Genomic DNA, 18,526 nt, shown 5'->3' on the forward strand with positions numbered 1-18,526 from the left:
GGAGGGCGTGGGATTCGAACCCACGATGACGTTGCCGCCATAGCGGTTTTCAAGACCGCCGCACTAGGCCACTATGCGAGCCCTCCATGGCGTCCGCGAGGCGGACCCGCCGAGCGTATCCCGCTCGTCGGCATGCTCCGAACCGCCGCGGTCACAATCGCCCGTTCGGGGGGCGAGCGAGCTAGGGTCGGGCGAGACCCGAAAGGAAGTTCGCATGTCGAAACTGTCATTCCTCGCGGGGGCTGCCGTCGGCTATGTCCTCGGCGCTCGTGCGGGCACCCAGCGCTACGAGCAGATCAAGACCCAAGCCAACAAGGTCTGGTCCAGTGAGCCGGTCCAGACCAAGGTCAGTCAGGCGACCGACGCGGCCAAGACCAAGGCGGCGCCGTTCGTCGCCGATGTCGTCAGCGATGCGGCCAAGGCGACTGCCAGCAAGTTGCGGGACGTCAAGGACAGCGTCGGCGGCGAGAAGGACGAAGATCTGCCGCCGACACTGCACCGCGGCACCGACGGCAAGCTGCACCCGGAGCACAACTTCGGCCCGGGCCCGGGCAAGCTGCCCTAGGTCGCCGCCGTCACGCGTCGGCCCGTGCGGTGATGCATGACTCCTTGCGGTTACCGACGGCCTAGCGGTGCCTGCCTGGTCCGTCGGCCCAGCAGCACGGCAGACACCAGGAAGCCTGCGAGCGGAACCCACCCAACGGCGCTGTTCTCCTGCCAGCCCGGCACCGGGCCGAGCGAGAATTGCCAAGCGATGGCTAAGGCCGCGGCGCCGATCGTCAGAACGCCGTGGATCCACCAGCGCCGCGCGCACAAGAGCAGGCCGAGCACGGCGTACAGGATCGCGATGACCGCCGCCGCCTCCTGCTCGCCGCCGTGGTCTCCCGCGTAGATGTCGTGCCAGGCGGCATAGAACAGCGCGGCGGCAAACATCGCGAGCACCGTCAGCGTGGTCAGCGGGCCACTCGTCCACGGCCCCATCAGGCGGCCGGATGCCGCCCGTGCGCGCGCCGCTGCGGCACCACGAAACACGTCCACCACGACCGCCACCGTGAGCGGCCGCTGCCCGAGCACGTCGAGGAACTCCTCCTCATAACGGCGCCGCCACGAGAGTGGATAAAGGCGAACCAGCGCGCGGCGTCTCATGATGCCCCCGCCGCGCGCAACCGCAGCCGGGCCGTGCTCGCCAGCGCGCTCCAGAGCCGCTCCTGGGCGATCACCGCCTCGCGGCCCGCGGTCGTGATCTCGTATGGCCGCCGGCGCCCCTCGGCCGCGCACGCGCGGATCTGGCCGTTGTCCTCCAGCCATTCGAGAGCGCCATACAACGTGCCCGGCCCGAGCCGGACACCGGCCACGGACGCGATGTCCTCCATCAGCGCGTAGCCATGCTTGGGGCCGTCGACCAGCGACAACAGGATCAGCATCCGCGGGCCGCCCACAGCGTCGAGCTTCGCCACCCGAGCCTCCATCCGCTATTACGGATGACGATACATCGCTACCCGAAATAGCGGGAGGGTCGCGGCGTCAAATAAACAGCGCCGGCTCGTTGAACAGCGCCTCGTAGGGGTCCTCGTCGGCCTTCTTGGGGAAGCGATAGACCGCGGGGACTCCGGTGGCGATCGCGCCGGCCGGAACGTCCTTGACCACGACCGAGTTGGCGCCGACCTGGGCGTCGTCCCCGATATAGACCGGACCGAGCACCTTGGCGCCGGCGCCGATGGTGACGCGATCCCCAAGCGTGGGGTGCCGCTTGACGCGCTCCATCGAGCGTCCGCCGAGCGTCACCTGGTGATAGAGCATGCAGTCGTCGCCGATCTCGGCGGTCTCCCCGATCACGACACCCATGCCGTGATCGATGAAGAACCGCCGGCCGATCGTCGCGCCCGGGTGGATCTCCACGCCGGTGACAGAGCGCGACACATAGGCGATCAATCGAGCGAGCGGCCGCAGCAGGCGGGTGCCCCAGAGTTCATGGGCCAACCGGTGCAGCCAAATGGCGTGCAAACCGGCGGAGGTGAAGAACACCACCGCGCGCGACGTCGCCGCGGGATCGCGGCGCATCGCCGCGTCCAGATCCTCCCGTATGCCGCCACGCGCCTGGCCCAGCGAGCCCGGCCCCTGCACCGGAGGAGAAACCAACATGGAACTCACCTTCTGGGGATCGGTGACCGATCCGCGGGCCGCGGGAGGCGGCATACGGATCAATCGAGGAGATCGGAGAACAAAATGGTGGACAGATAGCGCTCGCCGAAGCTGGGGATGATGACGACGATCGTCTTGCCGGCGTTCTCGGGGCGGCGGGCGACCAGGTCGGCCGCGGCGAGCGCGGCACCGGAGGAGAGGCCGACGAGCAGTCCCTCCTCGTTGGCGGCCTTGCGGGCCCACTCGACGGCCTGGTCGGCGTTGATGTCGATGACCTCGTCATAGATCGAGGTGTCGAGGATCTCCGGCACGAAGTTGGCGCCGATGCCCTGGATCTTGTGCGGGCCGGGCTGGCCGCCGTTGAGGATCGGGGACTCCTCCGGCTCGACGGCGATCATCTGCACGCTGGGCTTGCGTTCCTTGAGCACCTGGCCGACACCGGTGATCGTGCCGCCGGTGCCGATGCCGGAGATGACGATGTCGACGGCGCCGTCGGTGTCCTTCCAGATCTCCTCGGCGGTCGTCTTGCGGTGAATGGCCGGGTTGGCCTCGTTGCCGAACTGGCGGGCCAGGATGGACCCGTCGCGCTCGGCGACGATCTCGTCGGCGCGGTTGACCGCGCCCTTCATCCCCTCCGATGCCGGCGTCAGGATGAGTTCGGCGCCGAAGGCGCGCAGCAGCGCCCGCCGTTCCTTGGACATCGACTCGGGCATGGTCAGCACGACGTTGTAGCCGCGCGCGGCGCCGACCATGGCCAGGGCAATCCCGGTGTTCCCGGAGGTGGCCTCGACGATCGTGCCGCCCGGCTTGAGCGCACCCGCCTCCTCGGCAGCGTCGATGATCGAGACACCAATGCGGTCCTTGACCGAGTTCGCCGGGTTGTAGAACTCCAGCTTGGCGGCGACGGTGGCGTCGCTGTCGATGATCCGGTTGATCCGCACCAGTGGGGTGTTGCCGATCAGCTTGGTGACGTCGTCATAGATGGGCACTGCGGTGACTCCTGGCGGGCTCGAAGCGGAACAAGAACATCGTGGCGTTATGCCTGCACAAACGCGACGTTATGCTAACGCATTCCCCGCCCAGCGCCGATGCCGGGGCCGCATCTCACCCACCGGTCGCAAGGCCCGGCCGTGGCGCACGCAACACCGTTGACACACGTCACAGGCCTCACGGCCACCCCTGCTGCCTGCGTAGACTGCCGAAAGATCCTCGCCGGCGTGGACGGGCGCGAGGACACCGACGATGCCCGGACGCCGGGCGGTTGGAGTGACGCAACGTGCGCATCGTGCTGATCCTCGGGCTGCTGCTCAATTTGATCGCCCTGCCCATCGTGATCCGTCGCCTGGTTTTCCTCTATCGGCTGATCACCAACGGCCAGCCGGCCCCGGATCGCCTCGACGGCGCGGGCGGGCGAGTCGACACGGCCCTAAAGGCCGAGTTGACCGAGGTCTTGGGTCAGCGACGGTTGCTGAAGTGGACCGTGCCGGGCATGGCCCACTTCGCCGTCTTCTGGGCGTTCATGATCCTCTCGACCGTCTACATCGAGGCGTATGGCGCTCTGTTCAAGTCCGACTTCGAGATCCCCCTCATCGGGCACTGGCGCATCCTCGGCTTCGCGCAGGACACGATCGCGCTGTTCTGTCTGCTCGGGATCATCGTCTTCGGCATCGTCCGCGCCGCGAACTCGCCGGCCAAGCTCGGGCGCAAGTCACGCTTCCTCGGCTCGCACATGGGCGGGGCCTGGCTGGTGTTGTTCTTCATCTTCACCGTGATCTGGACGATGTTCCTCTTCCGCGGCGCGGCCGCCGCCCTCGGCAACTACACCAACGAGGGCGCCTGGGTGTCCCAGGCCATCGGCCGGGCCATGGATGGCCTCGGCAAGAACACGCTCGAGTTCCTCGAGGGCCTCGGGCTGCTGCTGCATATCGGTGTCATGCTCGTCTTCCTGATCGAGGTCGTGCACAGCAAGCACCTGCACATCATGGCCGGCCCGGTCAACGTCGCCTTCAAGCGCCCGCCGGTGGCCCTCGGCGCCGCTCAGCCGCTCATGGTCGCCGGCAAGCCGGTCACCATGGAGGATCTGGAGGAGATGGAGGAGGAGCCGGTCCTCGGGGTCGGCAAGATCGAGGACTTCACCTGGAAGAGCATGCTCGACTTCGCGACCTGCACCGAGTGCGGCCGCTGCCAGAGCCAGTGCCCGGCCTGGAACACCGACAAGCCGCTGTCGCCCAAGCTGCTCATCATGAACCTGCGCGACCACGCCTACGCCAAGGGCCCGTGGATCCTCGCCGCCGACGAAGCCGCCCGCGAGAAGGTCTCCGACAAGGCCAAGGCCGAGGTCGACCGCCCGTTGGTCGGCGAGACCGAGGGCGAGCCCTGGCACCCCACCGGCGGCGCGGTCATCGACACCGACGTGCTGTGGTCGTGCGTGACCTGTGGAGCGTGCGTCAACCAGTGCCCGGTCGACATCGAGCATGTCGACCACATCATCGAGATGCGCCGCTACCAGACGCTTGTCGAGAGCGCCTTCCCCAAGGAGCTGGGTGGCCTCTTCCGCAATATGGAGAACAAGGGCGACCCCTGGGGCATGGGCGCGCGCGTGCGGATGGACTGGGCCAAGGACCTGCCGTTTGAGGTCAAGGTCGTCGGCGCCGACGTCGAGGACCTGGAGGAAGTCGACTACCTCTTCTGGGTCGGCTGCGCCGGAGCGTTCGAGGACCGCGCCAAGAAGACGACCCGCGCGGTGGCCGAGCTGCTGCACACCGCAGGCGTCGAGTTCGCCGTCCTCGGCGACTCCGAGACCTGCACCGGTGACTCGGCCAGGCGCGCCGGCAACGAGTTCCTCTTCCAGATGCTCGCCGAGCAGAACGTCGAGATCTTGGGCGAGTTCAAGGCGACCAAGATCGTCGTCACCTGCGCCCACTGCTTCAACACGATCAAGAACGAGTACCCGCAGTTCGGCGGCAAATACGAAGTGCTGCACCACACCCAGCTGCTCAACCGGCTCGTCCGTGAGCGGCGGCTGACTCCGGTCGCCCGGCCCGACGAGGTGCCGGGGATGTCGACGGGCAAGAACGTCGCCTCCACGGCCGCGACGGTCACCTACCACGACCCGTGCTACCTCGGCCGGCACAACCAGGTGTATGCCGCGCCGCGCGAGCTGATCGGTGCCCTGCCCGGCGTGACCCTCACCGAAATGCCCCGCAGCGGGGACACCTCCTTCTGCTGCGGCGCCGGCGGCGCCCGGATGTGGATGGAGGAGACGATCGGGACCCGGATCAACAACAACCGGACCGACGAGGCGCTGGCCACCGGCGCCCAGCGGATCGCGATCGGCTGCCCGTTCTGCCGGGTCATGCTCACCGACGGGGTCGTCGAGCGGCAGGCCGACGGCCGGTTCGACCAGGTCGAGGTCGTCGATATCGCCCAGATGCTGCTGGCCGCGGTCCGCCGGGGCGAGGAGCCGGACGTCCCGGCCGGCGCGGGCGCGGCCACGATCTGAGCGGCGGGTTAGGGGAAGTAGCCGAGCACCGCGTCCCGCGGCACGTCCTCGATCCGGGCGTGCCGCCAGCGGGGCGTGTCCCGGTCGATGACGGTGGCGCGCACGCCCTCGACGAAATCGCTGTCGTGCATCATCGCCGCGGCGACGTGGGCGTCGACCGCCAGCGTCTCGTCCAGCTCGGTCTCGCCCGCGGCCCGGCGAATGCGCTCCAAGGCGATCGCCACCGACAACGGCGACCGGCTGCGCAGCAGCTCGCCGCACGCTCGTGCCCTGTTGGCCGTATGCCGCTCCAGCCGCCCCGCGATCGCGCCCGGGTCGTCCCCGGCGAAGCAGGCGTCAATCCACTCCCGCTCGCGAAGTAGTGGGGCCGTGGTGGGCTCGCGCACGTCGATATCGTCGGCGAGCCCGACGGCGATCGCGTCGGCCGCGCTCACGACGGCGCCGGTGAGTGCCAGGTAGGTTCCCAATTCACCGGGGGCACGGGCCAGCACCTGGGTGGAGCCGGCGTCGGGGAAGAAACCGATCCCGGTCTCGGGCATGGCCAGCCGCGCATCGGGCGAGACGGGGCGGCGCTGGGCATGCATGCCGAGCCCGAGCCCGCCGCCCATGACGACCCCGGCCATCACGACCTCGACCGGCTTGGGATAGGCGGCGATCAGTCCGAACAGGGCGTATTCATCGGCCCAGAACCTGGCGGCCTTGCCCGGTTCGCCGGCGAGGATGGCCGCCCGAGCCGCCTTGATATCGCCGCCCGCACACAGACCCCGCTCCCCCGCACCGCGCACGACGACTTCGTCGATCCTCGGGTCAGCACGCCACTGGATCAGGGTGGCCGCGAGATCACCGACCATCGCGTGGCTGAGGCTGTTGATCGCCCGCGGCCGGGTGAGCAGGACGTGGCCGACGCCGTCGGCCACGGCAAAGAGCACCTCGTCGACGCCACCGGGCCGCGGCGCAAAGGTCACCATCAGCACATGGTAGGGAGCGGGGAACGTGATTGGGCAGGTGCTCATGGTCAGGGGCGGCCCAGCTTCGGCGACCCTAGGTCAGACGTCGGCCATCAGCGCGGCCAAGCGGGCCCGGGAGGGGATGTCGAGCCGGCGATAGATCTGCGCGAGGTGGTTGTCGACGGTGCGGGGGGACAAGAAGAGCTGCTCGGCGATCTCCTTGCTGGTCAACCCCTTCCCGACGAGTTCGGCGACCGCCAATTGGGCCTTGGTCAAGCTGGCCGCCAGGCGCGGGCTGGCCTCGCCGAGACTGCCGTCCTCTAGTCGGCTGGCTTGGCGCAGGCCCTCGGCGGACAGTCCGTCCCCGTCGACCCAATTGCCCGGGGAGCGTGGCTTCGGGACCCGGCCCTCGGGAAACCCGGGTCGCGGTCGATGCACCGCGCCTGCGACCGAACGCAGGTGGAAGGCGGCTCCCGCGAAGCGTTCCGCGCGCGAGCGGCCCGTCGAGGCGAGCGCGGCAGCGAGCCCGTCGAGGGCGTCGGCGACCCGAAGCGGCATCGGGCAGGTGGCCGCACGACGCACGGCCGCGGCATACGAGCTGCGGGCCTGGGCCTCGTCCTCAGCGGCCAACAGGGCGTCACCGAGGACGATCCGTGCCTCAACGCCGTCGCGCTCGAGGCGGGCGCTGTCGGCGAGCATGACGACATCGGCGGCCTGACCGGCAGCCCGCATCGGCTCGCCGGAGCTGAGCATCTCCCGGGCGTGCTGGGCCTGGTAGCCGAGCCGCACCGCCCAGGGCAGCGACTCCGGCTCGGGCGTCAGGACGGCCGGGTCGCCGGTGACGCGCCGGTGCAGGATGTCGGCCAACAGCGCGACCCGATCCTCGGCGAGGTCGAGCGCCTCGTTGCGGGCGCCGCGGGCCATCGCGGCCGCTTCCAGGTCCCGGCCCTGCTCCCAGGCGATGTGGGCGAGCAGCACGCGGGCGGCGATCGCGAGCCAGTGCTCCTGCGGTGCGGCCCCGTCGATGATGTCCGGAGCCAGCATCTCGGCGGCGGCAAGGTGCCCCTCGCCGACCTCGGCATCCATCAACGTGCGGGCGGCCTGGCGGCGCACATAGCTGTCAACGACATCGGAGTCCAGGATCGAGCGCGCCTCGGTCCTGGCCCGCTCCAGCTGTCCGGCGTCGAGGAACATCTCCGCCCGGATGGAGGCCGTGCGGGCTAGTTGCACCCCGGCGATCGTGGAACGCCGGGCGTGCTCCTCGGCGATATCGAGGAACCGCAATCCCTCGAAGGTGCCGCGGACCTCGGAGGCGCAGATCCCGGCGCGCCGGGCAACCTGACCCCCGACATCCGCCGGCCCGGAGCCGGCGCCGAGCGCCAACTCACACAGGGCGAGCGCCTCGCGCGGCTTCATCGCGACATACAAGGCGCCGAAGGCCCGGTTGGCCAGGCGGTAGCCGAGATCGAGCGTCCCGGGGTCGGCGCAGGCGGTCGCGACCGCACCATGCAGGACGTCGAGATCGGCAAGCCACGGCGCATTGGCGGCACCCTCGTCCTCGTTCTGGGGTAGCGCCGCATCGGCCCAGCGGACGATGCCTGCGGTTGCCGCCTCGACATCGCCGCTGGCCCGAGCCAGGTCGAGGGCGTGGCGCCGCACCGGAGCGAGCATCCCCACCCGCTCATCGCTGCGCAACTCCACCAGACCGTGACGCTCCAGGCGGGCGATCGTGCCGATAGCGATGGCCCGCGGCACTCCGATGACGTGGGCAGCGACGTCGAGGCTGACATGCGACGGCAGCGCCGCCAGCCGCCGGTAGGCCTGCTGGGACCTCGCGTCGACCATGGCATACGAGGCGGCGACGGCGGCGCCGACGGAGTCGCCCGGCACGACCTGCCCGACCCCGACCACGGCGCCCTGCACCGCGAACTGCTCCAGCAGCAGCGGCAGGCCCCCGCTGGCGGCGAGCAGGGAGCGCAGCGTCGCCTCGTCCTGATCGAGATCGACGATCTCGCCGCCGGCGCCGGCGAGCTTGCTCACGAAGAGCTCAAGTGCCGGCCCGGCAAGTTCGTCGTCCGGGCCGGGGACGGGGAGGGGTTCGATCCGCACCACGGTTTCGCCGGGCTGACCCGCCGGAAGCGTCGCCGTGCACAGGAACCGAGCGTCATTCGTCGCCGCCACGAGCGAGCCGATCAACTCGCCCAGCCCGTCCGGGCTGGCCTCGTCGATCCCGTCGAGAACGAGCAGGCGGCCGACCTCGTCGAGGGAGCGCTTCAAGGCGAAGACGTCGGTGTCCCCGGGGGCCGTGTCAGGTGTCAACTCGTCCAGGCAGGCGGCAACGACACCCTCGAGTGTCGTTGCCGGGGCGAGCGTCACCCAGGCGACGTCGCCGCGCCCCGCGACCGTATGCCGCGCCACCAACGTCTTCCCCACTCCCGGTGGCCCAACGAGGGTCACCCACCGGCGGGTGGTCAGTTCGGCACGCACCTGACCGAGCAGCTCGCGGCGGCCCAGGCACGGCGGAAGCATTCGCTCAGGCTAGCTGAGCGAGAAGTTGAGTGGAATTACGCATGTGCCGGGCACGACTTCCGGGCACAGTAGTACCTACCGACCACCGGAAACCCAGAGCCGGTGAGGACGCAGCCGTGGAGGGACCGGTTGTGACCGAGTCGGGACAGGCCGCCGGTCGGGGGACGCGGCGCGCCTGAGTGAGGCGGTTCAGCCGGGGGGCTGGACCGCCTCACTGGCGTGCCCCTCCGCCCGGCCCAACCCGCGCAGAGTCACGCCGTCGCGATCACCCGCGAGCGCCTCATGGGCGAGGAACGCGCCAGCGCGGGTCAGCTCAGGCCGTTGTCGGCGAGGAAGGTCTTGGCCACCGTGGCCGGGTCCTGCTTGTCGACATCGACCTGCTTGAGCAGGCCGGCAAGGGTGCTGGTGGTCAGCTTCTGCGAGACGGCGTCCAGCGCCGCAGTGACCTCGGGGGTGTTCTTGTCCTTCACGATGAGCGGAACGACATTCTGAGCGCCGAAGAGCCGCAAGGTGTCGGTGAGGGTGACGAAGCCGTTCTCGGCGATGGCCGGGTCGGTGCTGAAGATGTTGGCGGCGTCCACCTGCCCGTTCTTGAGCGCCTGCACCAACGCCTGACCCTTCAGCGGCCGGAAGGACTTGAAGGTGACGCCATAGGTCTTGGTCAGGCCCTCGACGCCCTGGGGCCGGGTCTGGAACTCCGGCGGCGCCCCCAAGGTGAGTTCGCCTGCAACCGAGGCAAGGTCGGCGATGCCCGCGAGCTGGTATTTGTCCGCGGTCTCTTTGGTGACGTTGATCGAGTCGTTGTCCTCGGCCGCCGACTTGGCGAGCAGCTCGAGGTTGTCGGGGAGCAGCCCCAACAACGCGGTGTAGACCTTGTCGGGATCGGTTTCGGCGAAGTTGTTGTCATAGAAGAACGCCAGCGCCCCGGTGTATTCGGGGATCAGGTCGATCGAGCCGTCGTCGAGCGCCTTGAGATAGATCTCGCGGGCACCGATATTGAGCTTGGTGCTCGCGTTGATGCCCTTGGCGATCAGCGCCCCGGCATAGATCTCGGCGAGCAGCTGGCTCTCGGAGAAGTCGGCCGAGCCGACCACGATGTTCGTCGCTGCGCCGCTGGCGGATCCCGACCCGGTGGCGCCGCTGGTGCTGGAGCCGCTGGCGAGCGGGTCGCCGCCCGAGCCGCAGGCGGCCAGGAGAGCGACGCCGACTGCGGCGACGGTGAGCCGGACGAAGCGAGCAGACATACGGAGGACTCCTTTGGGTGGTCAGCGGTCGACGGTCGAAAGCCCCGGTTGAAGAGGATCAACAGGGGCTGGGCGTGGTTGCTTCCCGCGGCGAGGTGTTTTCTTGGCGGCCCGCACTCCCGGGCTGGTTGCTGCCCGTTGAGCCGCGGCCATGAGCAGGTCGGCGATCAGCGCGAGGGCCCCGACGAGGGCAGCGCCGGCGGCGACGACGAAGTATTGGCCGGAGGCCAGGCCATCGATGAGGAAGCGGCCCAGGCCCCCGAGCCCGACGTAGGCGGCGATGGTCGCCGTGGCGACGACCTGCAAGACGGCCGAGCGCAGCCCCGAGACGAGCAGCGGCATGGCCAGCGGCAGCTCGACCTTGCCGAGCACCCCCATCGGGGTCAGGCCCATCCCGCGGGCGGCGTCGCGCACCGCGGGACTGATCGCGTCCACCCCGGCATAGGCTCCGGCGAGGATCGGGGGCAGGGCCAGCAGCACCAGGACGAGGATGCTCGGCAGCGTGAAGGCGAGGTCGCCGTGGATGTGCGGGCCGAGCCACAACGCGATCGCAAAGAGCAGCCCGATGGTCGGGATCGCCCGGGCCGCGTTGGCGATCGCGATGACCAGCCGGCCGCGGCCGGTGTGGCCGGCCCACAAGCCCACGGGTATACCGATCGCGGCGGCGATGAGCAGCACGATCAGGCTGTAACGAAGGTGCTCACCCAGGCGAGCGCCGATGCCACCGGCTCCCCGCCAGTTGGCCGGGTCGCTCAACCACTGCCAGACGGTCGCGATCATGCGCTGCGCCAGGGGGTCAGCGCGCGAGCGAGCGCGACGATGGCGAGGTCAAAAAGCAGCGCCAGCACCAGGCAGGCGATGATGCCGGCCCACAGCTCACCGGTGATATAGCGGTTGTAGCCGTCGGTCAGCAGATTCCCGAGTTGGGCGACACCGATGATCGAAGCAATGCTGACAATGCTGACATTGCTGACCGCGGCCACCCGCACTCCGGCGGCGATGACCGGCACGGCCAGGGGGAGCTGGATGCCGAGCAGGCGCCGGAGACCGCCATAGCCCATCGCGCTCGCGGCCGCGTCGACATCTGCCGGCACCGAGCGCAACCCGTCGACGACCGTGCGCACCAGGAGCGCGACCGTATAGATGGTCATCGCCACGACGACATTGACGGGGTCGAGGATTTTGGTGCCGAGGAGGAGCGGCATGAGCACGAACAGCGCGAGCGAGGGGATCGTATAGAGCAGCCCGGTCCCCACGACCGTGATCGGCGCGAGCGCCGGGAAGCGCACCGCGAGCCACCCCAGGGGGATCGCGATCAGCAGGCCGATCACCAGCGGGATCCCCGCCAAGGCCGTATGCCGCAGCGCGAGTTCGCCGATCAACCCCAGATGGGAGAGCGCCCAGCTCACCTGTCCACCTCGCCGCTGGCCCCGCGCTCGACCTCGATGGCGCGCAACACCTCAGCCGCGCGCACCGTCCCGGCGACCCTGCCCTCGGGTGTGAGGATCACCCCGCGGCCGCTCGGGCTGGACAAGGCGGCGTCCAGGGCGGCCCGCAGGGATCCGCCGGACTCGGCCAGGGTGCCGCCGAGCGCGAGGGCTTCTCGACGCACACGCCCCGGGTGGGCCGCGGCATCGATCCAGCCGACCGGAGCCCCGCCCTCGGTCACGAGCACCCAGCCGTCGGCTGTCGTCACCTCGCCGTCGATATCGACCGTGCGCTCCGGATGCACGGGCACCTCTGCGGTCACGAAGCTCAGCGCGCGATAGCCGCGGTCGCGCCCGACAAATCCGGCCACGAAATCGTCGGCCGGGTGAGCGAGCAACTCGGCGGGCGGCGCGACCTGGGCCAGCCGGCCACCGACGCGCAGCACCGCAACCTGGTCGCCGAGCTTGATGGCCTCGTCGATGTCGTGGGTGACAAACAGGATCGTCTTGCCCAGGTGGCCCTGCAGGCGGAGGAACTCCTCCTGCAGCTGGTCGCGCACGACGGGGTCGACGGCCGAGAACGGCTCGTCCATCAGCATGACCGGCGGGTCGGCGGCCAGGGCCCGGGCCACACCCACGCGTTGTTGCTGACCCCCGCTCAGCTGCGCGGGATAGCGGCGGGCGAGTGTTTGCGGCAGGCCGACCGTCTCGAGCAACTCGCGGGCCCGGGCGAGGGCGGCCTTCTTCTTCTGGCCGAGCAGCAGTGGCACCGTCGCGATATTGCGCTCGACGGTGTGATGGGGAAAGAGCCCGCCGTGCTGGATGACATAGCCGATCCCGCGACGCAGCTGGGCCGGATCCATGCTCGCCGTGTCGACCCCGTCGATCGTGATGCTGCCCGAGGTGGCCTCAATCATCCGATTGACCATGCGCAGCGTCGTCGTCTTGCCGCACCCGGAGGGACCGACCAGGACGGTGATCTTGCCGGTCGGTGCCTCCAGGGTCAGGTCATCGACCGCTACGGCATCCTGCCCGTAGCGCTTGGTGACGCCGTCGAAGCGGATCATCGATCCCGCCTTCCCCCGGGGCCCGCCTGCCCTCGGCTGCGCCCCACCGTAACCGAGGGATCCGACAATCGGCGCGGGAGAAGGTCAGCAGAGGTGCCTCGGGCCGACGTGACCTCGACCGGCGGGCCGACCTGCAGGAGGTGCCGTATACCTCACCTATTGCAGGACACCCGCACGGTGGCTGCCGCTCGAGGCCGGGCACGGCATACGGCTAAAGGGGTGTGGTGTGGAAGTTCTGGAAGCTGCGGCTGGCGGTCGGTCCGCGCTGTCCCTGGTAGTGCGAGCCGTAGGCCGAGCTGCCATACGGGTGCTCGGCGGGCGAGCTGAGCCGGAAGAAACAGAGCTGGCCGATCTTCATGCCGGGCCAGAGCATGATTGGCAGCGTCGCGACGTTGGACAGTTCCAGGGTGACGTGGCCGCTGAAGCCGGGATCGACGAAGCCGGCGGTCGCATGGGTGAGCAGGCCGAGCCGGCCCAGGCTGGACTTGCCCTCCACGCGCGCCGCCAGGTCGTCGGGAAGGGTGATCGCCTCCAGCGTGGAGCCGAGGACGAACTCCCCGGGGTGCAGCACGAACCCCTCGGCCGGGTCGACCTCCACCAGCCGGGTCAGGTCGGGCTGGTCCTGGGCGGGGTCGATGACCGGGTACTTGTGGTTGTCGAAGAGCCGGAAGTACTTGTCCAGCCGGACGTCGATGCTGCTCGGCTGGACCATCCCTGGGTCCCACGGGTCGAGCCGAACCCGCCGGTTGTCGATCTCGGCGCGGATGTCACGGTCGGAGAGCAACACGGCGTCAACCTACCGAAGGCGCGGTCCGTGCCGCGCGCACGGACCGCGTTCCGGTTTCGGTGACTCGGGTTCGATGACCAGGTTTCAGTGACCCGCGGCGAGGTCGGCGTGCTCGTGGGCGCCGGCGGGGATGACCCTCGAGGCGAGGGCGACGACCGCGAGCAGCGCGGCCATGACGAGCAGCACCGCCAGATGGGCCGGGCGGAACATCTCGACCGGGACCGGCCCGGCGTGACTCGCAGCGACCTCGAAGAAGAGCGTGCCCATCACCGCCGCGCCGACCGCATTGGCGAGCTGACCGGTGGTGTTGAACTGCCCGGACGCCGAACCGGCCTGTCGGTCCGGCACCGCGACCAGGGCCAGCGGAGCGGTCGAGGAGACCACGAACCCGAAGCCGGCGCCCACCAACGAGATCGCCGGGACGAACGCCCAAAAGCTCGTCTGGGCGTCCGCCGCGCGCACGGTCACCCACATCACGAGGGCACCGGCCGCCATGACAATCGCGCCGAGGGTCAGCACCCGCCGCCCAATCCGCGGCATCAACATCGCCGCACCGGCACCGGCCGTGACCGTGCAGACGAGCGCGAACGGGATGTTGACCAGTCCGGCCTTCAGGACCGACCAGCCGAGCCCGGCCTGGAAATAGAGCGTGCCGGCGAGGAAATAGCCGGTTCCGGCGATGAACACCAGACCGCCGACGAGGCTGCCGCCGGCGAACGCACGGTCCCGATAGAGGGAGGTGGCCAGCAGCGGCTCGTCACCGGACCGCTCGTGACGCGCCTCGGCGACGACGAAGATGGCGAGGATGAGCGCGCCGGCGAGCAGCACGGCATACGACCACGCCGGCCAGCCGAGCTCGTGACCCATGACCAGCGGATATAGCAGCGCGAGCAGGCCGGCGGTGAGCACCGCGACCCCGCGAAAGTCGACCCGGTCGGCATGTGCGGCACGGGATTCGGGGACGAAGCGCAACGCGGCGACCAGCGCGAGGACGCCCACCGGCACGTTGACCAAGAACACCCAGCGCCAGCCGGCCGTCTCGGTCAGGACGGCACCGAGGATCGGGCCGACGACCGCGGCGATGCCGGCGAGCGCGGAGAAGGCGGCCATCGCCTTGCCGCGCTCGTGCGCGGCATACATCACCTGGATGCTCGTGAGGACCTGCGGCACCATCGCCGCCGCGGCGATCCCCTGGACCGCGCGGAAGGCGACCAGTCCCAGCGCGCTGGGGGCCAGGCCGCAGGCGGCCGAGGCGAGGGTGAAGCCGATGAGGCCGATCACGAAGAGCCGGCGGCGCCCGAAGCGGTCGCCGAGGCGCGCGCCGGTGATCAGCGAGATGCCAAACGCGAGCGGGTATGCCGCGACGACCCACTGCAGCATCGCCCCGCTCGCGCCGAGGGAGCGCTCGATGGTCGGCAGGGCGACGTTGACGATCGTCACGTCGATCAGTTCCATGGCCGAGGCCAGCAGCAGGCTGACCAGGGCGAGAGTGCGTGCGCGTCCCTCGATCTGCGCGGCGGGACGGGCGGTCGCCTCGCGGGCGAGGGGTGTCGGGGCAGCGGTTTCGCTGCGTGGTTCGAGCGTCATCGTGTCCATGCCGACGACGCTAGAGACCCTTCCGGTCAGTTTCCGACCGCTATTTCGGGCACTCTTAGGGGATGGCGAACACGAGTTCTCGGACCCTGCGGCTGCTGTCCCTGCTGCAGACGCACCGCTTCTGGCCGGGGCCGGAGCTGGCCGACCGGCTCGAGGTCTCCGAGCGCACCCTGCGCCGCGACGTCGACCGGCTCCGTGAGCTGGGTTATCCCGTGAAGTCCTCCCGCGGCACCGATGGCGGCTATCAGCTGGGCGCGGGTGGCTCGATGCCGCCGCTCGTCGTCGACGAAGAGGAGGCGATCGCGATGGTCGTCGCCTTGGGCCAGACCGCCGCCGCCCAGTCCGGGGCGCTCTCGGACGCCACGCTCTCGGCGCTGTCAAAGGTGATGCAGGTGCTGCCGGCGCGATTGCGGCGCCGAGCCGAGGCGCTGCACGCGGTGACCGTCGACTCCCCCTTCGGGTCGGCGCCCGAAGTCGAGGCGTCGGTGCTCGGGTTGATTGCGCAGGCGATCCGCGACTGCGAGCGAATCCGCTTCTCCTACACCGCCCGGGGTGGTTCCGCTCCGGGCGAGTTGGTGCGCCGGTATGCCGAACCCCACCAACTCGTTCGGGTCGCCCGCCGCTGGTATCTCGTCGCCTACGACCTCGACCGTGGCGACTGGCGCTCCTTCCGGTTGGATCGGCTCACGGATCCGGCGGGATCCCGCTCGCTCTTCCGGCGCCGCGAGGTCCCGGGAGGCGACGCCGCGGCATACGTGCGCAGAGGGTTGTCCGAGCGTGACGCGGAGCACCGGCTGGTCGCGGTCGTCACCGCGCCGGCAGCGGAAGTCGAGGCGAAGATCGGCCGGTGGGTGGAGGTCACCGACCTGGGCGACGGGCGCTGCCGCGTGCGCGGCGAGGCGCAGCACGCCGGCTATCTCCTCCATGGCATGGGCGTCCTCGATGCCCCCTTCGCCATCGAGGAGGCCAGCCCGGGTGTCCGGGAGATGATCGCGTCGTGGGGTATGCGGTTCGCCGCCGCAGCCGGGATCAGCGCCAGCCCGGGGCTGGGTTAGACTGCCGGGGCTGCCTGCCGAGATTTATCCCCGAAGGCTGGCACGCCGATGTAGCTCAATGGTAGAGCGCCAGCTTCCCAAGCTGGACACGCGGGTTCGATTCCCGTCATCGGCTCGTATCGCACTGGTCGTCATCGCCCTCCTCGTCTGGCAAATCGGTGGGTGCGTACAGCGGAGCGTTCTCGATCACCGTACGTGGGGTCGGGATGGCTCCGCGTTTGACCTGTGGTGGACTCTCGACGGGAGGACTCTGGGAATCGGCCGGCGAGGGGTCGTCCTCGCAGAATTCGGCGGCAGCGTCGGGACCAGGGTCGGATATCACTCTGTTGCCTCCTTGCGTCGGCGTCGGGCGGGCGCCCGGCAGGCGGGAGCGTGTGCACACATACTCGCCCGCCGGACACCCGGCTGGGAGGGGTGGGTCCGAACGATTACCCGTACCAGTAGCAGTCGCGGACCGTTCCGCCCGACCCGATGTAGAAGACCTCCATGCTGCCCGCGATCCGGGACACCGCGGCGACCTTGGCGTTCCCCGCGGCGCTGCCGGGGCCGTTGAGCGTGAAGCGCTGCCAGGGATTGCCGTCATACCAGTAGCAGTCCTGGAGCGAGCCGTCGGCGCCGCTGTAGAAGATCTCCATGCTCCCAGGGACCCGCGAGACCGCGGCGATGCCGCCACTCGTGGACGCGCTGCCCGCTGGGGCCAGCTCGAAGCGCTGCCACGGGTGCCCGTCATACCAGAAGCAATCCTGCACCGACCCGTTCGCGCCGACGTAGAAGATCTCCATGCTGCCGGGGATCCGCGAGACCGCGGCGATGCCGCCACTCGTGGAGGCGCTGCCGGGCGGGGCCAGCTCGAAGCGCTGCCACGGCTGCCCGTCATACCAGAAGCAATCCTGCACCGACCCGTTCGCGCCGACGTAGAAGACCTCCATGCTGCCGGGGATCCGCGAGACCGCGGCGATGCCGCCACTCGTGGACGCGCTGCCCGCTGGGGCCAGCTCGAAGCGCTGCCACGGCTGCCCGTCATACCAGAAGCAATCCTGCACCGACCCGTTCGCGCCGACGTAGAAGACCTCCATGCTGCCGGGGATCCGCGAGACCGCGGCGATGCCGCCACTCGTGGAGGCGCTGCCGGGCGGGGCCAGCTCGAAGCGCTGCCACGGCTGCCCGTCATACCAGAAGCAATCCTGCACTGACCCGTTCGCGCCGACGTAGAAGATCTCCATGCTGCCGGGGATCCGCGAGACCGCGGCGATGCCGCCACTCGTGGAGGCGCTGCCGGGCGGGGCCAGCTCGAAATGCTGCCACGGCTGCCCCTCATACCAGAAGCAATCCTGCACCGACCCGTTCGCGCCGACGTAGAAGACCTCCATGCTGCCGGGGATCCGCGAGACCGCGGCGATGCCGCCCGTGGGCGACGACGCCCCAGCCGCAGCCAACTCGAAGCCTTCCCAGCCGTTGTCCGACTTCACGACGGTCGTCGGATTCCGCAGCCACGCCTCAGCGGTGATGGCCAGCATCGACGGCACATCAATGATGCCGATCGAGTTCCAGGTGAACATGGCATACCCCGGTGCCGAGCCGTCGACCCCGTCGGGTAGCGCCGTCCCGAGCTGCTGCGCCAGCCAGGCCATGCTGCCGTAGCCACACAACGCCACGCAGTGATCGATGTTGGGGTCGCTGTGGAAACCGGTGCCGACCCATCCGGTGTGGCCGTTTGCCGCCCCATAGGCGGCGCTGACCTGGTCGGCGGCGATGCCGAGCTTGACCGGCCCGATCGCGATTGCGCTCCGCAGGACGCCTGCGCTGGTCCAGTCGACGTAGGAATAGGGCCCGTCGGTGTAGGTGTGGCCCTGGTTGTGGAAGCCGTCATTTTGCATCCAGTTGAGGACGTCGACGATGACGGCGCCTTCCAGGACTCCGAGTCGGGTCGCCCAGCCGATCACCTCGTTGTCCGGGATGAAGATCTCCGGGGCGTTGCAGGCCTTGGCGAAGGCCTCCTCTGCGGTCACGCAGTCGCCATGGGCGTCATTGCCCCACATGGAGATCTGTTGCGGGCGCCACAGGAAGGACGCCGGAGCACCGAGCGTGCGGGCGTGCCGCCGGGCGGCGAGCACCGCACTTCGCGGCGAAGGCAATGCCCCTCTGGGGAAGGCGTTTTCAGGCATGGGTGAGTACCTATCTTGTCTCGATGGGCGAGGTCTGCCCCATTGCGACGCGACGGCGTATCCGG

The 18,526-nt window shown here is 69.7% G+C and carries 16 protein-coding genes and 2 tRNA genes; 4 read left to right on the forward strand and 14 right to left on the reverse strand.

Features of this window, described 5'->3' with window-relative positions; translation table 11 throughout:
* Nucleotides 1–86 (reverse strand) — tRNA-Ser (locus V9G19_RS08500).
* Between the two features lie 128 nt (nt 87–214).
* On the opposite strand from V9G19_RS08500, the gene V9G19_RS08505 reads away from it, so the two are divergent.
* On the forward strand, nt 215–565 hold the full coding sequence (locus tag V9G19_RS08505; protein WP_462285057.1) for a YtxH domain-containing protein: 351 nt from the start codon (nt 215–217) through the stop codon (nt 563–565).
* A gap of 50 nt (nt 566–615) precedes the next feature.
* On the opposite strand, the gene V9G19_RS08510 is transcribed toward V9G19_RS08505, so the two are convergent.
* The 4 genes from V9G19_RS08510 to cysK all read right to left on the reverse strand — a co-directional run bounded on the left by V9G19_RS08510 (nt 616) and on the right by cysK (nt 3,131).
* Nucleotides 616–1,146, reverse strand: coding sequence for a hypothetical protein (locus tag V9G19_RS08510; protein WP_462285058.1), 531 nt, complete (start codon nt 1,144–1,146; stop codon nt 616–618).
* Complete coding sequence (locus V9G19_RS08515) at nt 1,143–1,457, reverse strand: PadR family transcriptional regulator (RefSeq protein ID WP_462285059.1); 315 nt, start codon at nt 1,455–1,457, stop codon at nt 1,143–1,145. The genes V9G19_RS08510 and V9G19_RS08515 overlap by 4 nt, the downstream gene beginning before the upstream one ends.
* Nucleotides 1,458–1,524: 67 nt before the next feature.
* A complete protein-coding gene (gene cysE / locus V9G19_RS08520; protein ID WP_462285060.1) occupies nt 1,525–2,142 on the reverse strand; it encodes a serine O-acetyltransferase in 618 nt (205 codons plus the stop codon).
* Nucleotides 2,143–2,201: 59 nt separating this feature from the next.
* Nucleotides 2,202–3,131: a cysteine synthase A gene (gene cysK, locus V9G19_RS08525; RefSeq protein WP_462285061.1), complete on the reverse strand. Its 930-nt coding sequence runs from the start codon at nt 3,129–3,131 to the stop codon at nt 2,202–2,204.
* Between the two features lie 287 nt (nt 3,132–3,418).
* Between cysK and V9G19_RS08530 the strand changes: the two genes are divergently transcribed.
* Nucleotides 3,419–5,644, forward strand: a complete 2,226-nt coding sequence (locus V9G19_RS08530) for a (Fe-S)-binding protein (RefSeq protein ID WP_462285062.1) — start codon at nt 3,419–3,421, stop codon at nt 5,642–5,644.
* An 8-nt stretch (nt 5,645–5,652) separates the two neighbouring features.
* Here V9G19_RS08530 and V9G19_RS08535 read toward each other — a convergent pair whose 3' ends face one another.
* From V9G19_RS08535 to V9G19_RS08570, 8 genes are all read right to left on the reverse strand, one after another.
* The gene (locus tag V9G19_RS08535) at nt 5,653–6,612 is read right to left on the reverse strand and encodes an enoyl-CoA hydratase/isomerase family protein (protein WP_462285063.1); all 960 of its coding nucleotides are present in this window, start codon (nt 6,610–6,612) and stop codon (nt 5,653–5,655) included.
* A gap of 78 nt (nt 6,613–6,690) precedes the next feature.
* Entirely contained in the window at nt 6,691–9,120 is a 2,430-nt protein-coding gene (locus V9G19_RS08540) for a LuxR C-terminal-related transcriptional regulator (RefSeq protein ID WP_462285064.1), read from the reverse strand.
* 308 nt (nt 9,121–9,428) lie between these two features.
* Nucleotides 9,429–10,364 carry an ABC transporter substrate-binding protein gene (locus V9G19_RS08545; protein ID WP_462285065.1) on the reverse strand — a complete coding sequence of 312 codons (936 nt, stop codon included), beginning with the start codon at nt 10,362–10,364 and terminating at the stop codon, nt 9,429–9,431.
* Nucleotides 10,365–10,385: 21 nt separating this feature from the next.
* On the reverse strand, nt 10,386–11,144 hold the full coding sequence (locus V9G19_RS08550; protein ID WP_462285066.1) for an ABC transporter permease: 759 nt from the start codon (nt 11,142–11,144) through the stop codon (nt 10,386–10,388).
* Nucleotides 11,141–11,773 (reverse strand): ABC transporter permease, encoded by a 633-nt coding sequence (locus tag V9G19_RS08555; RefSeq protein ID WP_462285067.1) that lies wholly within the window; start codon nt 11,771–11,773, stop codon nt 11,141–11,143. Before V9G19_RS08555 ends, V9G19_RS08550 begins: the two co-directional genes overlap by 4 nt.
* Nucleotides 11,770–12,858, reverse strand: coding sequence for an ABC transporter ATP-binding protein (locus V9G19_RS08560; RefSeq protein ID WP_462285068.1), 1,089 nt, complete (start codon nt 12,856–12,858; stop codon nt 11,770–11,772). Before V9G19_RS08560 ends, V9G19_RS08555 begins: the two co-directional genes overlap by 4 nt.
* Nucleotides 12,859–13,069: 211 nt before the next feature.
* On the reverse strand, nt 13,070–13,645 hold the full coding sequence (gene dcd / locus V9G19_RS08565) for a dCTP deaminase (RefSeq protein ID WP_462285069.1): 576 nt from the start codon (nt 13,643–13,645) through the stop codon (nt 13,070–13,072).
* An 84-nt stretch (nt 13,646–13,729) separates the two neighbouring features.
* On the reverse strand, nt 13,730–15,241 hold the full coding sequence (locus V9G19_RS08570; RefSeq protein ID WP_462285070.1) for a DHA2 family efflux MFS transporter permease subunit: 1,512 nt from the start codon (nt 15,239–15,241) through the stop codon (nt 13,730–13,732).
* A 62-nt stretch (nt 15,242–15,303) separates the two neighbouring features.
* Between V9G19_RS08570 and V9G19_RS08575 the strand changes: the two genes are divergently transcribed.
* Together V9G19_RS08575 and V9G19_RS08580 are read left to right on the forward strand one after the other, a co-directional pair.
* Nucleotides 15,304–16,296: a helix-turn-helix transcriptional regulator gene (locus tag V9G19_RS08575; protein ID WP_462285071.1), complete on the forward strand. Its 993-nt coding sequence runs from the start codon at nt 15,304–15,306 to the stop codon at nt 16,294–16,296.
* Nucleotides 16,297–16,340: 44 nt separating this feature from the next.
* Nucleotides 16,341–16,411 (forward strand) — tRNA-Gly (locus V9G19_RS08580).
* Nucleotides 16,412–16,724: 313 nt separating this feature from the next.
* On the opposite strand, the gene V9G19_RS08585 is transcribed toward V9G19_RS08580, so the two are convergent.
* Nucleotides 16,725–18,461, reverse strand: coding sequence for a PLL family lectin (locus tag V9G19_RS08585; RefSeq protein WP_462285072.1), 1,737 nt, complete (start codon nt 18,459–18,461; stop codon nt 16,725–16,727).
* Nucleotides 18,462–18,526: the final 65 nt, after the last annotated feature.

Origin of the sequence: Nostocoides sp. (assembly GCF_037045025.1) — a bacterium.
Lineage (GTDB): Bacteria > Actinomycetota > Actinomycetes > Actinomycetales > Dermatophilaceae > Nostocoides_A.

Bases quoted from the DNA above. Each gene is read 5' to 3' on its own strand.
- V9G19_RS08560 (WP_462285068.1), bottom strand. From the start codon at position 12,858: ATGATCCGCTTCGACGGCGTCACCAAGCGCTACGGGCAGGATGCCGTA.
- V9G19_RS08585 (WP_462285072.1), bottom strand. From the start codon at position 18,461: ATGCCTGAAAACGCCTTCCCCAGAGGGGCATTGCCTTCGCCGCGAAGT.
- V9G19_RS08505 (WP_462285057.1), top strand. From the start codon at position 215: ATGTCGAAACTGTCATTCCTCGCGGGGGCTGCCGTCGGCTATGTCCTC.
- V9G19_RS08570 (WP_462285070.1), bottom strand. From the start codon at position 15,241: ATGGACACGATGACGCTCGAACCACGCAGCGAAACCGCTGCCCCGACA.
- V9G19_RS08535 (WP_462285063.1), bottom strand. From the start codon at position 6,612: ATGGTGACCTTTGCGCCGCGGCCCGGTGGCGTCGACGAGGTGCTCTTT.
- V9G19_RS08545 (WP_462285065.1), bottom strand. From the start codon at position 10,364: ATGTCTGCTCGCTTCGTCCGGCTCACCGTCGCCGCAGTCGGCGTCGCT.
- V9G19_RS08550 (WP_462285066.1), bottom strand. From the start codon at position 11,144: ATGATCGCGACCGTCTGGCAGTGGTTGAGCGACCCGGCCAACTGGCGG.
- cysE (WP_462285060.1), bottom strand. From the start codon at position 2,142: ATGTTGGTTTCTCCTCCGGTGCAGGGGCCGGGCTCGCTGGGCCAGGCG.
- V9G19_RS08540 (WP_462285064.1), bottom strand. From the start codon at position 9,120: ATGCTTCCGCCGTGCCTGGGCCGCCGCGAGCTGCTCGGTCAGGTGCGT.
- V9G19_RS08510 (WP_462285058.1), bottom strand. From the start codon at position 1,146: ATGAGACGCCGCGCGCTGGTTCGCCTTTATCCACTCTCGTGGCGGCGC.
- V9G19_RS08575 (WP_462285071.1), top strand. From the start codon at position 15,304: ATGGCGAACACGAGTTCTCGGACCCTGCGGCTGCTGTCCCTGCTGCAG.